The sequence below is a fragment of the Rhizobium sp. KNZ14-9A genome, assembly GCF_056755015.1.
The window spans coordinates 911,614-924,640 of the sequence record NZ_JBPGXB010000001.1; the positions used below are offsets into that span (position 1 = coordinate 911,614).

The following is a 13,027-nucleotide window of genomic DNA, read 5'->3' on the forward strand; positions in this document are numbered from 1 at the left end:
CCTGAACTAGCGGATCGTTTTCTCAAGCTCTTCTTTCAGACGTTCGGCATCCATCGGCACACAATAAACCGGCCTGTCGCGCTCCAATCGCCACCCCTCGGCAAGGAGGCCGGCATCCACTGCGTCGAAGCCGAATTGGTCATAGAGCCCTGCGACAACTGCCTTGTCTGCAGAATTGTCGCCGGCCAGAGGCAGGGCTCGCCGTTGAGACAGTCCTGCCAGTCGTCCACCCTTTTCGAGATCGTCCATGACGATGGCGTTGAACGCCTTGACGATCCGTGAGCGCGGCAGGTGGCGCGCCAGCATTTCGCTTGTCGTTGTCTCGCCTGCGTCCAGTTCCGGGATGTTGCCGTCGCGTTCGAGGTAGTAGTTGTTCGTGTCGATCACCAGTTTGCCCTCGAGTGGCTCAACTGGAATAGACCGATAGGCTGCCAGTGGAATCGCGACGACAACAAGCGCGCCGAACGCAGCGGCCTCGTCGACGGTTCCGACTTCGCAGCCGATGCTGCGGCTCAGACTGAACAGGGTCTGAGGGCCACGCGAATTGCTCAACATGACAGAGTGGCCCGAAGCGACGGCGAGCTTGCCGATGGCACGGCCAACCATGCCTGCCCCTATGATTCCAATTTTCATGATGTTTCTCCAGTGAAGTCGCAAACAAGGGTTTAATTGATCGTGGCGATCGGATAAATCGCGAATTTAACCAGATATTCCCAACCATAAGGAGGCAATCGTGGATAGGCTTTCCAGCATGGCCGTTTTCGTAAAAGCCTCCGAGCTCGGCTCCTTTGCCGCCACAGCAGAGGCGATGGCAATGTCACCCCAAATGGTCGCCAAACATGTCGTGTTCCTGGAAGACCGACTTGGGACGGCCTTACTTCACCGTACCACCCGGCGACAAAGTTTGACCGACGTGGGCAGGGTCTTTTATGACCGCTGCAAGCAGCTCCTTTCAGAGGTCGAAGCGGCTGAATCCGTTGCGCTTGATATGCGTTCACAGCCAAAAGGCGTGCTGCGGGTCAATGCTCCGGTGACCTTCGGTGCCTATAGTCTGGCGCCGTTCGTGACGCGCTATCTCGACCGCTACCCAGACATGCGAATAGACCTGACTCTCAACGACCGTTTCGTTGATCCGTTGGAGGAGGGGTTCGAGGTAATGGTAAGGATCGGCGAGGTCGAAGACGCGTCGTTGATCGCGCTTCCTCTTGCTCCCTATCGGCTGATTGCCTGCGCATCTCCGGAATATCTTATCCGGCGGGGCACCCCCCGAATTCCGTTGGATCTGGAGCAGCACGATTGCCTTGCCTATGGCGACGGGCCGTCTTCGATTCCCTGCCGCTGGCAGTTCACTCGCGGCGGCAAGACCGAGGAGGTACGCATCAGTGGTAGAATCCGCAGCAACGATTGGAAGGCCTTGTTGCACGCTTCGATCGCGGGCTATGGCATCACGTTGGGACCGGAAAGTGTGCTGAACGCGGAAATTTCTGCCGGGCGACTTGTTCAAGTCCTGCCCGATCATGAGGGTCCGTTTCGTCCAATGCACGTGATCTACCCCGTGGGGCGCCGACCTACCGCCAAGGTGAAAAGCTTCGTAGACGCGCTAATCGACGAATTCGGGAAGGTCGAGACCAGGCAGGCAGGGCAGGCGTTCTAGCAACTGGTGAGTTCCGCAGAGTGCGAGTGAACATACTGGGTCGGTGGTTCCGATCCTTTCACGACTTCAACGGCAAGAACGCATAGACCGCTCGTCCGGAGAATGAAGTGACCGACTTCGAGCGGGAGGTTTTACTTCCTAAGAGATAGCCGGACGGTAAACCAAACTGCGTCTCGGATGATCAGCCCTGCCGTGAATGGGCTGCGCTATTGTTCCCCGTGGATTTGGCGCCTGACTGACCGTGGCGCGGTGAACGGTTACTGTTCGTTAACCATGGTCTGTCACTCTTACCTTACCGACGCGGTTCTCCTCCCACCGTTGTCGATGAAAACCTGGGCCGCGAGACATTGTCTCCGGCCCTTTTTTATGTACTTCGGCCCCCGGGCTCTTTGAGGTGATCGAGTAAATTAGCTATCTACCGCCAGAACGGAGAAGCATTGAACTGACCGAGCGGTCCGCAGCGGAATCAGGTGACCAGCACCCGGCACGAAGGTTCCCCGGGTGTGCCAACTTTCTAAAGCGCGACTGGACGCTTTCACTGGCACGCAGCGTACACCCTCCGCTTGCTCGTTCGAGAGCAGTCAATGAGGCGAATACGCGGAACCTCACCGTCGAAGCGAAGTTTGTTATCGAATTCTCGAAAAGGAGGAAATGATGGAACCGAAAGCTCCCCTTGTTTCGCGCCTAGCCGTTGCAGCCGCGGTGATCTCGCTTGTACACCCCGCAAGCGCTCAAACCCTCGACAAGCTGACGAACAAAGCCAAGGAACTGGTTACTCCGATCACCGGCCAGACCGACGATCGGCTGCAGAAGGTTGCAACGTTTGACCATCAAGTGACCGGCGTCACGGTGTCTGAAGATGGCCGGATCTTCGTGAATTTCCCGCGATGGTCGGAAGACGTGCCAGTGTCGGTCGCCGAAGTGATGAGCGACGGTACGATCAAGCCTTATCCGAACGACGAGTGGAACGCTTGGCGCAACGCCAAGATGTCGGAACTTTCGCCAAAGGATCACTTCGTTACGGTGCAAAGTGTTGTGGCCGATCAGAAGGGATTTCTATGGGTCGTTGACCCAGCTGCTCCCAACAGCGAAAAGACAGTCAAGGACGGCCCAAAGCTGGTCCAGATCGACCTCAAGACCGATACCGTCAAGAAGGTCTATCCCTTCTCGCCGGACATCGCGGGCCCAGCAAGCTATCTGAACGACGTCCGCATCGCGCCTGACGGCGCCTACGCCTATTTTACCGACTCCGGCTCGCCGGGCGGCCTGGTTGTGCTCAATCTTGGATCTGGTAAGGCGTGGCGGGTGTTGAGCGACGATCCCTCCACGCAAGCCGAAAAGAACGTTATTGTCGAAACCGATGGAAAGCCACTGCGCCGGCCGGACGGACGGCAACCGCAGTTCAACGCCGATAGTATCGCGCTGACGCCTGGCGGTAAGACCCTCTACTGGAAGGCGTTGACAGGTAAGACGATGTACCGGGTCTCGACCGAGGCCCTGCAGAAGGCGGAAACCGATCCCGGTTCAGTGCGCCCCGAGAGGGTTGCCGAGACCGAGCCGACGGATGGCCTTTGGATCGACCAGCAGAGCCGCATCTATCTCAGCACGATGGCGAACAATGGCATCAAGATCCTCAGTCCCGATGGCAAGGTAACGCCTTTGCTCGAAGACAGCCGGCTGCGCTGGCCGGATACCTTCGCCCAGGGACCAGATGGGACGATGTACGTCACCGCATCTCACATTCAGGACTCGCCTTGGTTCAACCAGGCTTGGACCGATAAATCCTTCACCCTCTTCAAGTTTGCTCCGCCGCAATGACATGCGCCTGAGGAGCGACGAGCGAAACCTTAATGAAGTCGGCGATGCCACGAGAGTTCTGGCGCTGAAAGCGAGGGAAGTCTGTCAATGTCGAAGGAGCGCTTTTGAAACGCACTGCGATCTGAACGCTGGCGGTCGGGCAGCCTCTGATATCTTCAGGCCAACGAAGCAATGCATCTCCTCCCGCAAAGCTTCGTGTTTCAGGCGACCCACTCCTCCTCCCAGCCGTTGTTCAATTCTTTGAAAAAGCCTGCCGCACCTCCTCCCGCGGCAGGCTCCTTCGTTTCGATACAAGCCCGCGATTCAGCGGTCGAAGCAGACTGCCCTGTTCCACCACTGAGAGATCGCCGCATTCAGTCGAAGTCGATATCCGCAAAACCGTTATTCATTTGCGTAGAACGAACGTGATACCGCCCGCCTGATAAGGGGTGCCGCGCCGACTGCTGACACGCTTGGTAGGTCAACGCGCTTGATTTTCCCACCGCCAAACATTTGTCGTGGTTAGCGCGTTCGTTAAGTTGCGGCACAATAGTGTGTCGAGGAGGTGGTCATGACCAAATTCGCGCTCTACGTTCCGCTCGAGGCAAAGCCCGGCAAGGAAGAGGCGGTCGCCGAATTTCTGCGATCAGCGATACCGCTGGTCAATGCCGAGCGTGGGACGATTTCCTGGTATGCGATACAGGAGGGGCCAAGTTCGTTCGCAATCTTTGATACGTTCGACGATGAGGACGGAAGGGATGCCCATTTAAACGGCCAAGTCGCTGCGGCCTTGATGGCAAAGGCAGAGGAAGGGGAGCTGTTCGCTAAGCCACTGCATATACACAAGCTGTCGATCCTTGCCGACAAGCGGTCATAAGTACCTCGTTACATGCGTACCATGCGTGAAGCGTTACGGCCCTAACGCCCAACGTTCGATTGGTTTGTTTGCCGGTCGGAAGGAAAATTTCGCTTGAGATATGGCGCTGTCCTGCTGTTTTTTGCGAGGGCAACGTGTTCCGGCGTTCCGCTTGCGACTATCCTGCCGCCTTCATCTCCCGCACCGGGCCCGATGTCGACGACCCCGTCGCTCGCCGCAGCGAGGGTCATGTCGTGATCGACGACAATCACGGTGTTGCCAGCGTCTACCAATGCATTGAGCTGTGCGATCAACCTCTCGACATCCGATGGATGCAAACCCGTCGTCGGCTCGTCCAGCACATAGAGCGCGCCACCTTTTTGGGCGCGCTGCAATTCCGTCGCCAGCTTGATGCGCTGGGCTTCGCCTCCAGAGAACTCGGTTGCAGGCTGACCAAGCCGCAGGTAACTCAGTCCGACTTCCCTAAGGACCTTCAAGGATGCGCGAACGCTGGGGGCGTCGTTGAAGAAGTCCGAGGCTTCCGCGACCGTCAGCCCCAGGACCTGCGAGATATTCTTGCCTCGGTACCGGATCTCCAAGGTTTGCGGGTTGTAGCGGGTGCCATGGCAAGTTGGGCACGGGGCATAGACGCTCGGCAGGAAACGCAGCTCCACCATGACGAAGCCTTCGCCTTCGCAGCGAGGGCAGCGGCCCTTGGCGACATTGAAGGAGAACCGCCCGGCATCGTAGCGGCGCTTCTTCGCTTCCGGTGTGGCGGCGAACAGCGAGCGAACATGATCGAAGAGCCCGGTATAGGTTGCAAGGTTGGATCGGGGCGTTCGGCCGATCGGCTTCTGGTCGACCTCGATGAGGCGCCGGATTTTGTCGAGCCCACCTTCGATTCTGCCCTGCGTCGGCATCCTCGGCTCCACCTCTAGGGAAGCGTCGTTTTCCGCATCGGTTTCCGCACGACCGGGAGCCGACAGAAATCAGATGGAGCTGCTATCCTACGCGCTGCTTCGTCTATGCCGCCACCTCTCCGGAAGCCACCTCACGCCGGAAGAGGTTTCTTTCGCCCATCACCGCAGTGGCGACCTGCGACTCGTTCGGAAGCTTTTCGGCTGTGACGTGACCTTCAGCGCGCCGGCCGATCGCATACGATTTTCCGAGAGCGTTTCGAAGCTTGGCGTCGTCCAAGCCGATTCTTACCTGAACACCCTCATGGATAGAATGTGCGACCAGGCCCTGGATGCGCGGACTGGAAAGCGCGGCAGCTTCCGCACCGCTGTGGAGAACATAATAGCGCCACTGCTTCCACACGCTGAGGTGAGTGCCTCCACCGTGGCTGGGAAGCTGGGCTTGACGGAACGCACTTTTGCGCAACGTCTTTCGGAGAATGGAATAACGTTCAAGCAGGTTCTCGACGAGATGCGCAGAGACCTCACGTCGAGCTACCTCGAACAAGGAGTGTCGATCAGTCAGATTGCGTGGTTGCTGGGGTACCTTCAGGCCTCGTCGCTCAACCATGCGTGCAAGCGCTGGGTTGGTAAAAGCCCTAAGGAATGGCGTCGCTCGCTTACACCGCATTAATTGTCGGCCTCTTGAGCGCTCGCATCATCAACGCTTCTCCTGTGTGCTGGTGCCAGGCCAGCAGTTCGGCTCTGCTTATGGCCGTTGACGATGGCGGTGAGCGTGGCGGTCAAATAGGCCAGCGGATCGACAGAATTGAGGTTGCACGTTTCGACGAGTGCGGCCGACAAGAGCCCAGTTCTCGACCCCTGCATTGTGACCAGCGAAGAGTGCGTTCTTTGAGGGTGCGGCCAGGTTAGTTTCATGTTGCGGGAGACGAGGCCGCGATCGTCATCGCCTTGATATCAATCCAGGTCCCCCGATCCCTTGGTTTTGCTATGACTACCGAATCGGCGCACTAGCGTGTTGTCTTCCTCAATTGTCGGCCCGGATTATCTCAGGAGCCTTTCCGAATTTGGCGACGGAGGCATCCCGAAATTCGATAAAGTCCTTTGCGGCGAGCGGCTTGGAGAAAAGCCAGCCTTGTCCGAACGAAACGCCATGTTCGCGAAGATAGGCGGCTTGCGCTTCAGTCTCGACACCTTCCGCCACGGAGAACAGCCCAAGCTCCTTTGCCATCTCGATGATGTGCAGGGTTACCGAACTCGTCGCCGCGCCTCGTCCGATCGTATCGATAAACGACTTGTCGATCTTGAGCGCATCGACGGGCAAACCTTGAAGATACTGAAGACTTGAATACCCCGTGCCAAAGTCGTCAATGGCGATCGAATGGCCAGCCTGTCGCGCTTTGTCCAAATTGGCGCGGGCGGCATCGACGTCGATGAAGCCCCTCTCGGTCGCCTCCAGCCAGATTTGCTCGTTGCGAATGCCCGTGTGCTGAAGCTTTTCGGCTACCATGTCGATAAAGCGGCCCGACTTGATGTCTGCCGCGGAGAGATTGATGGCAATGTGCAGCCCTCTGTCGCCAACCAGAACAGGGTTCAGTTCTCGAATGACCTCGTCGAGTACCTGGTCAGTGATCGGCACGATCAGTCCCGTTTGCTCCGCCAGAGGAATGAAGAGATCAGGCCTGACGAGGCTGCCGTCTCGCCGCTTCCATCGCACCAGCGCTTCGGCACCCACGCAGATGCCGGTCGCCAGTTCGACGATGGGCTGATAGTGCACGATGAATTGCCGCTTGTGGATCGCAAACTCAAGCTCGGCACGTGGCGACAGCCTGCCTCTGGAAAACACCACGACCATAACCACGATGAACGTGGCAATGAACAGGCCGACCGGGAGAAACAACGCCAACTCGCGACGGAGCTGACCGTAAACCATCCTTGTCTGCTCTGATGCCACTGCGACGACGCCGTCCCCCACTACCGACGCGAACATCCGCTCGCCATCAATCCCGCTGTCATCATTGCTCAGATGATGGCGCGCAAACGAAACATCGGGATCATTGAGCCCGTCGATCAACAATCCACTATTACTAAAGAGGGCGAGAGATATCCCGGACCCCAGTTCGACATCGACAAATCTCGAAGGCACGACCAAGGCATTGTAGCGGCCGAGCGAAAGCTCCGTCATGGATTTCCCACGGCTGATAAGCGGAAGAATTCGCAGATGCACCTGTACGCCGTCAGAAGTGGTATAATCTCCATCTTCCTTGCGGATATCGGCTTCCGTTATACCCCATGAGGTGCACTTTAACCTGCCGTCCTCGAAGTAGCCGATCTCCTCGACAGATACGGTATTCATTGTCATCTTGCGCATCAGCGCGATGTGCTCCTGCGAGCATGGAGCAACGTTTGACCCATTCATCGCGACGAGCGCTTGGCGCGCGTCAGAAAACGTGAACTTCGCGCGCTCGGTGACGTTGACGGCGTGCTCCCGAAGGACAGACAGTTCCTTGGCTATCGCCATCTGCCAGGAGGCGTAAGCCATGGCGGCGAGCGGCGCGACAGCCCCGACGACGGCAAGAACAATGCCTAGCGAGATAACGCGATACCGTCTTGCTTGCATGAGTCACCCGTAACTCAACCACAATACAATAGACGGCAATCGTTAACGAAGTGGGGATACGCGGACCGCGGACTCATGTGCGCCGATCGCGATCCATCTTGACCTGCAGAAGCATACTGAAGCCGGCGACGATCAGTTCAACCAGAAACGAAACCAGGGACAACATCAATGATACGATCGCGCCGCCGAAAAACCAGACGAGGTTTTCTGGTTGCAAACGTATCGCCAAGGCACCCGACAGAAGGTTGAGGATTGCGCAGCACGTGCAGATGCCAGCCACCGCACCAAATATGACGGCTACCTCCAAGATCAGCGTACGACGTTGCAGATACGTCAGTTGCCGTTGACGGTTCTGCCTTGGCAGAGGGTTGTCGGTAACCTCGTTCAGCCTGTCTGACACCCTTCCGAGACGAGTGACGTAAATGCCGACAAAACCGCCGGTGCCCGCCAGGAGGAATACCGGGGCTAACGAGGTTTGGATTACTTGGGCGTAGTCCACTATGATTTCGGGGGTATCCATTCACGCTCCTGAGACCCTGTCGATCGCGAAGCCATGACCACCACCTTTTGGTTGTCATTTACGATCCTATTACCATTGCGCGCTTCACAGCTGGTCAGGATTGTGTCACCGCTGTTATTAAGCATATGCTAAATAACAAACTGTCTCCAGACTGCGCATGATGGCGTGCAATTCACGGTATTTCTCGACGAGGAGCGGCAATGACAGGTGCAAACGCGGATATCATGCGCTCCCTTGAACCTTCTCCGGATCAGGTCAGGGAGCAACTCGGACGCATGTTGAGCAGTCGGGACTTCGACCTACCGCAGCGGGCAGGACGATTTCTGCAGTTCATCATCGAAGAAACCCTCGATGGGAGAGAAGGATACCTCAAGGCTTTCACGATCGCTCAAGTGGTGTTTGGTCGGAATGCTTCCTTCGATGCCCAGAGCGACCCGTGTGTCAGAATAGAGGCTGCTCGCATCCGCCGCGAGTTGGAGCGGTACTACCTGCTTGCAGGGGTGGAAGATGAGATTGTCATAAGCGTCCCCAAAGGGACCTACGTGCCCAGCTTTCTGATGCGCGAGGTGTCGGACGACCAGGCAACCGCTCCAGCGCAGAAGGCCACGCCCACGCCTGTGGACGCGACGTTTACGCGCAATACCACCTTCACCCTCCCACAGTCGTGGCAATGGCTGGTGAGCGCAGTGACCACAGGGGCTTTCGTTCTGGCCCAGGCATGGGTTTGGCTAGGCGCACCGAAGGCGGCCGCGACGCAGACGGAACCATCGATCCTCGTCGAGCCGTTTGAGCCGATATCGAAAGACCCGGCAGCGTCGCGCATGTCTCAAGGTCTTTCGTACGAAGTTGTAAACAAGCTGGTTTCACTGAAGACCATGATCGTAAAGGCCGATAGCGCGTCGAGTGCGAGAGATAGTGTCTATGTGCTCCAGGGCACCGTGCTGATGGACAGAGAGCGACTACGCTCATCGGCCCGGCTGGTGAGGCGCTCCGATGGCGCTGTCGTCTGGGCTGAAAATTACGATGGCGATCTGGGCGAAGAGACAGTGTTTAAAATCCAATCTCGCATTGCGGAAAGCATCGTTGCGTCGGTCGTGCAGCCGCGCCCTGTCATTGATAAATGACAGGGCGCGTAATCTACCTGTCAGGCTACTGACTCTCACGCCATCCACCACGCAGTTTCGCACCAAGCTAGTCCTACGAGCGAGGCGTACGGGGAACTCCGATCGGCTCGAGTGCCAGCGTGAAGGCAGCGGGAGGACGAAGGGTGTCCGGGTCACGGGAATGAGTATCACCGATGAACACGCGGTGACACCTCGTAACAATGCTTAGAGGATGTCCGCAATTCTAATCTGTCTGCCGACCACATAGCCTCGTCGATGAAGAGGGCAACACGTGACAGCGAACTTCAATTCTCAGCCGAGAACTGCAACCCGTTCAATGCCCCAGTTACAGCGGGCAGACCTGAATCTCGTCCGGCTGACGAGTTGGTCTACAGGGAGGATGACCTTTCGAACCTCTACTACATCGAGGTAGGGACGGTCAGGATATGCCGCCTCCTGCCGAACGGACGTCGCTACATCCTGTCTTTTCACTGCGCAGGGGAATGGTTCGGGCTTGAGGGCGGTGAGGGGCGGGCTGCATTCGCCGAGGCTATCTGCGATTTTCACCTGACCAAGTACGCCCTTTTTCAACATGCGCGCCTTACCGATCGATCTGATCGACTTGATTCGGGGCACGATGGCAAAACGTCTGGTGATGATGACGATCTAATCGTTAGTTTCAGTGATCGAATGAATGATACTGTACTTTCTCTGGGGTGGACCGATTACCTGCAAGTAACTTGAGCTTGATGGAGTTGTCGGACCGCAAACCGCGAAAGCGCTCGGCCTCGCTTTCCCGGTTGTGCCATCCGCGGCGATCGTTCAAGCGTGGGATGCTCTGCGTCAAGACGCTGTTCAGGTACTACCCGATCCTCCAGCACCGCCTGCAACAGCGGGGAGCCGCGCTATCAAACGCTTCCTGAAGGACGGTTCAAAACACTCCGTAGAGTTTACCGACGGCTCGGTATTTTTCGTCGGGACGGAGGTTCCGTATTCCGACGATATGCATCGGCGCGGTCTTTATCAGGACAGGAACCTGACCGATATCAAGCATATAGGGACGTACGCGCCGGCAGATTATCTCGCGCGTCATCAGAAATGGGCGTATTTCATCCGCCCCACGATTAAGGCCGAAAGCGCAGGCTATTTTGGGCGCCTTAACAGCTACGATCGCGCTGCCTTCACCTTCGGCGCTACGCAACTTGCCGCCCATACGCCGGATGAGAACCTGATCCTGCTGTTTCGCAAGCTTTTGGCATTGCCGAATGCCACGGACTATTTCCCGGAGCTTTCGCTGAATGGCGGCAAGGTTACCTGGACCAAGGATAGTGGTTCGACGGTAGATCTTGAAAAATCAGTGCTCTTTACGCGGCCCAATGGGAAGAAGGAGAAGCAGCTGCGTAATTTCATGGAATATCTCAATCCCGATCCCGTCAAGGTCGATCCGGCCGAAGTGTCAGCCGGCGCCCGGTTGATGGCATGGACCAAGGACGATCCGGCAGCCAAGCTGGCGCAGATCGACTTGCTCGTGGCTCGCGCCAAAGGATTGATAGCCGACGCAAAGGCGAACGTGTCGCAGTTTAACGGTAGCGACTGGCGGATTGCCCTATGGATCGTTGATATTCTCTACCAGGGCAGGGGCACGTTCACTGCGATCCGCTCGGCGCTGTCGCAATCCGACCCGCTCGTAGCTCTGTCCGAAATCGGCGGCTCATACAAGGAGCGCCTCAAAACTGTCAAAGCCGATATCGCGGCTCTGGAGGCAGATGGTGTCCTCAATGGTTTCATCATTTAGCCGTAGCTCAGTTTCGAAGCAGAGATCTACGATGAAGTATACAATTTATATAGTCTTATACTTGCTGGTCATCATTAGTGGGATCGGGTGGACGTCCAACGCCGCCGATGCTCAACAGACTCAGCCAGAGGCTTCCACAGAAGTACCGCCGCAGAACAAAAAGCCTCCATCCGAGGAGGCTACGGTGCAGGCTTCATCGACCAGCAATTTTTACCTGTTGCCCCCGTCTCCGACGCGCACTGGCAAGGATGTATGCGGAAATCCAAGCGGAACCACCTACGGTGAGGGATACCGTTGTCCAGACTTGGAGAAGCAGGAAGGTCCGTACATTACGTATAAGTCTCCTTGGGAAAAATCACTGAACATAGTTGCTGCAATTCTGGCTGTTGTTTTCGCTGGCATTTATGCGGCCTTTCACTGGTTTGGTGGCAGTAAAGCGGAGGAATGGGCGGCCAGAAATCTTATCGTCATCCTGATCATCGGAAGCGCGGTGTTTATCCTCACTGCCGGCTATGACGATAAGCAGGCCGCGCCGCTCTTCGGTCTGCTCGGTACGGTGGTTGGATACCTCTTTGGCCGTGCACCACAGGAAAGACCTGCTGGGAAGACGGATGAAGACAAATCTAAGCAACCCAATGCGGATCCTGGCCAAAAAAGCGGAGCAGCTGAAGGTAAATAAACGTGTTGAATGCGGTACGGAATTTGGACGGTGTGGAGGTGACAATGCGCTTCAATGTGATCTGTTTCTTCTTGTACGTATCGCTGGTTACTGCATCTGCCAGCCAGGCCCAGCAACTGGACATATACAAAGAGGGTGGTAGCGGTATCGACAACATAGGGAAGACATGGAGCCAACCGCAGATCATTCTTCAGCCGGTGACTTCGCAGTCGCAGTTGCAGCCCGATTACGGCGACATTGCAAAGAAAGTTTTGGATGGCAAAGTGACGCTCACCGAACAGCAGCTTAAGGAGCGCTTAGAAGAATATATGAAGCCGGTATATGGTCCGACATATAGTCCCGGTGGACTCGTGTTTATGGCGCCGGCCAGTATCCCCGCCTCCGGCAATCCGCTGCTCCCGCATGTTGCCCCTCCTTCGGCTGAGGTAGCAGCGATTTCTTCTGTGGTCGTCGCGTTTGTGAACCGCACCGGTGGGCCGTTTGAATTTCAATTTACGATTGGTGCGGTTGCGAGAAAAGAGAAATTGCTCTCGAATGAGTTTCGAACTTACGAATGTTTGACGGACTGCGTAAGTGGAGCGGTAGTAAAGTTCGACACATCTGTATCCTCTATTTTTGGCGACCTAAAAGTAAAGGGAGGAGAAGTATATGCGGTAAGCTACACTGACTCAGGTGGTTGGGCTGTGACAAAAGTAGATAGGATCAGCTATCTTTTACCAGAGTGATTCACTGAGGCGGCGCGTTGCAGATCAAGGCTCGATGACCTTTGCGAGGCCTAATTAATCTTCGCGCCTCTTAAAGACAAAAACCTCGTTCGGATCGGCACGAATTATTGCAGGGGCGTCCACTCTTGTGCAGCTTACAGCTACGTCTTGATCAGGAAAATGAGACATGATCTCTGTCTCAACTTCACTCATATTTTCCTTATCGGTTTCGCTGATAGCCAAGTCAAATATTGCACGCACTGTAATACGAGAATCGCTCCAAGAGCACGTCACCGCTCGTAAATTAGGGCCAACGCTTCCTAATAGCGACTGCTGCACAGCCAGCAAAACCCGGACCCGCAATTCAATTTTTTCTACCATG

General features: G+C 56.4%; 13 protein-coding genes and 2 pseudogenes. 9 read left to right on the forward strand and 6 right to left on the reverse strand.

All coding sequences use genetic code 11. The features are described 5' to 3' along the window. Positions 1-6: 6 nt before the first annotated feature. The gene (locus tag ACR9ZQ_RS04765) at positions 7-633 is read right to left on the reverse strand and encodes an NAD(P)-binding domain-containing protein (RefSeq protein ID WP_113322250.1); all 627 of its coding nucleotides are present in this window, start codon (positions 631-633) and stop codon (positions 7-9) included. Positions 634-733: 100 nt separating this feature from the next. On the opposite strand from ACR9ZQ_RS04765, the gene ACR9ZQ_RS04770 reads away from it, so the two are divergent. The 3 genes from ACR9ZQ_RS04770 (at position 734) to ACR9ZQ_RS04780 (ending at position 4,328) form a co-directional block, all read left to right on the forward strand. Next, positions 734-1,654, forward strand: a complete 921-nt coding sequence (locus tag ACR9ZQ_RS04770; protein ID WP_481427044.1) for a LysR family transcriptional regulator — start codon at positions 734-736, stop codon at positions 1,652-1,654. A gap of 654 nt (positions 1,655-2,308) precedes the next feature. Next, entirely contained in the window at positions 2,309-3,472 is a 1,164-nt protein-coding gene (locus tag ACR9ZQ_RS04775) for an SMP-30/gluconolactonase/LRE family protein (protein WP_481427045.1), read from the forward strand. A 550-nt stretch (positions 3,473-4,022) separates the two neighbouring features. Next, the gene (locus ACR9ZQ_RS04780; RefSeq protein ID WP_481427046.1) at positions 4,023-4,328 is read left to right on the forward strand and encodes a putative quinol monooxygenase; all 306 of its coding nucleotides are present in this window, start codon (positions 4,023-4,025) and stop codon (positions 4,326-4,328) included. 41 nt (positions 4,329-4,369) lie between these two features. Here ACR9ZQ_RS04780 and ACR9ZQ_RS04785 read toward each other — a convergent pair. Next, positions 4,370-5,272 (reverse strand): annotated as a pseudogene (locus ACR9ZQ_RS04785) (AAA family ATPase); the annotation flags it as partial. Positions 5,273-5,300: 28 nt separating this feature from the next. On the opposite strand from ACR9ZQ_RS04785, the gene ACR9ZQ_RS04790 reads away from it, so the two are divergent. Then, positions 5,301-5,897: a helix-turn-helix transcriptional regulator gene (locus ACR9ZQ_RS04790; protein ID WP_481427047.1), complete on the forward strand. Its 597-nt coding sequence runs from the start codon at positions 5,301-5,303 to the stop codon at positions 5,895-5,897. On the opposite strand, the pseudogene ACR9ZQ_RS04795 reads toward ACR9ZQ_RS04790, so the two are convergent. From ACR9ZQ_RS04795 to ACR9ZQ_RS04805, 3 genes and pseudogenes are all read right to left on the reverse strand, one after another. Next, a pseudogene (locus ACR9ZQ_RS04795) lies at positions 5,894-6,131 on the reverse strand (transposase domain-containing protein); the annotation flags it as partial. The gene ACR9ZQ_RS04790 and the pseudogene ACR9ZQ_RS04795 overlap by 4 nt on opposite strands. 120 nt (positions 6,132-6,251) lie before the next feature. Continuing rightward, entirely contained in the window at positions 6,252-7,844 is a 1,593-nt protein-coding gene (locus ACR9ZQ_RS04800; RefSeq protein WP_481427048.1) for an EAL domain-containing protein, read from the reverse strand. A gap of 73 nt (positions 7,845-7,917) precedes the next feature. After that, positions 7,918-8,364, reverse strand: coding sequence for a DUF2721 domain-containing protein (locus ACR9ZQ_RS04805; protein ID WP_481427049.1), 447 nt, complete (start codon positions 8,362-8,364; stop codon positions 7,918-7,920). A gap of 200 nt (positions 8,365-8,564) precedes the next feature. On the opposite strand from ACR9ZQ_RS04805, the gene ACR9ZQ_RS04810 reads away from it, so the two are divergent. The 5 genes from ACR9ZQ_RS04810 (at position 8,565) to ACR9ZQ_RS04830 (ending at position 12,666) form a co-directional block, all read left to right on the forward strand. Further along, complete coding sequence (locus tag ACR9ZQ_RS04810) at positions 8,565-9,488, forward strand: hypothetical protein (RefSeq protein ID WP_481427050.1); 924 nt, start codon at positions 8,565-8,567, stop codon at positions 9,486-9,488. Positions 9,489-9,743: 255 nt separating this feature from the next. Then, the gene (locus ACR9ZQ_RS04815) at positions 9,744-10,211 is read left to right on the forward strand and encodes a cyclic nucleotide-binding domain-containing protein (RefSeq protein WP_481427051.1); all 468 of its coding nucleotides are present in this window, start codon (positions 9,744-9,746) and stop codon (positions 10,209-10,211) included. 259 nt (positions 10,212-10,470) lie between these two features. After that, positions 10,471-11,262: a hypothetical protein gene (locus tag ACR9ZQ_RS04820; protein WP_481427052.1), complete on the forward strand. Its 792-nt coding sequence runs from the start codon at positions 10,471-10,473 to the stop codon at positions 11,260-11,262. 31 nt (positions 11,263-11,293) lie between these two features. Beyond that, positions 11,294-11,941 (forward strand): hypothetical protein, encoded by a 648-nt coding sequence (locus tag ACR9ZQ_RS04825; RefSeq protein WP_481427053.1) that lies wholly within the window; start codon positions 11,294-11,296, stop codon positions 11,939-11,941. Positions 11,942-11,985: 44 nt separating this feature from the next. Then, positions 11,986-12,666 carry a hypothetical protein gene (locus tag ACR9ZQ_RS04830; protein ID WP_481427054.1) on the forward strand — a complete coding sequence of 227 codons (681 nt, stop codon included), beginning with the start codon at positions 11,986-11,988 and terminating at the stop codon, positions 12,664-12,666. A 54-nt stretch (positions 12,667-12,720) separates the two neighbouring features. Here the strand turns inward: ACR9ZQ_RS04830 and ACR9ZQ_RS04835 are convergent, their stop codons facing one another. Continuing rightward, the gene (locus tag ACR9ZQ_RS04835; RefSeq protein ID WP_481427055.1) at positions 12,721-13,026 is read right to left on the reverse strand and encodes a MafI2 family immunity protein; all 306 of its coding nucleotides are present in this window, start codon (positions 13,024-13,026) and stop codon (positions 12,721-12,723) included. Position 13,027 lies beyond the last annotated feature (1 nt).

Excerpts from the sequence above, each read along its gene's own strand:
- ACR9ZQ_RS04835 (WP_481427055.1), bottom strand. The coding sequence starts at position 13,026 with ATGGTAGAAAAAATTGAATTGCGGGTCCGGGTTTTGCTGGCTGTGCAG.
- ACR9ZQ_RS04800 (WP_481427048.1), bottom strand. The coding sequence starts at position 7,844 with ATGCAAGCAAGACGGTATCGCGTTATCTCGCTAGGCATTGTTCTTGCC.
- ACR9ZQ_RS04810 (WP_481427050.1), top strand. The coding sequence starts at position 8,565 with ATGACAGGTGCAAACGCGGATATCATGCGCTCCCTTGAACCTTCTCCG.
- ACR9ZQ_RS04780 (WP_481427046.1), top strand. The coding sequence starts at position 4,023 with ATGACCAAATTCGCGCTCTACGTTCCGCTCGAGGCAAAGCCCGGCAAG.
- ACR9ZQ_RS04830 (WP_481427054.1), top strand. The coding sequence starts at position 11,986 with ATGCGCTTCAATGTGATCTGTTTCTTCTTGTACGTATCGCTGGTTACT.
- ACR9ZQ_RS04825 (WP_481427053.1), top strand. The coding sequence starts at position 11,294 with ATGAAGTATACAATTTATATAGTCTTATACTTGCTGGTCATCATTAGT.
- ACR9ZQ_RS04815 (WP_481427051.1), top strand. The coding sequence starts at position 9,744 with ATGAAGAGGGCAACACGTGACAGCGAACTTCAATTCTCAGCCGAGAAC.
- ACR9ZQ_RS04765 (WP_113322250.1), bottom strand. The coding sequence starts at position 633 with ATGAAAATTGGAATCATAGGGGCAGGCATGGTTGGCCGTGCCATCGGC.
- ACR9ZQ_RS04805 (WP_481427049.1), bottom strand. The coding sequence starts at position 8,364 with ATGGATACCCCCGAAATCATAGTGGACTACGCCCAAGTAATCCAAACC.
- ACR9ZQ_RS04775 (WP_481427045.1), top strand. The coding sequence starts at position 2,309 with ATGGAACCGAAAGCTCCCCTTGTTTCGCGCCTAGCCGTTGCAGCCGCG.
- ACR9ZQ_RS04790 (WP_481427047.1), top strand. The coding sequence starts at position 5,301 with ATGGAGCTGCTATCCTACGCGCTGCTTCGTCTATGCCGCCACCTCTCC.
- ACR9ZQ_RS04820 (WP_481427052.1), top strand. The coding sequence starts at position 10,471 with ATGCATCGGCGCGGTCTTTATCAGGACAGGAACCTGACCGATATCAAG.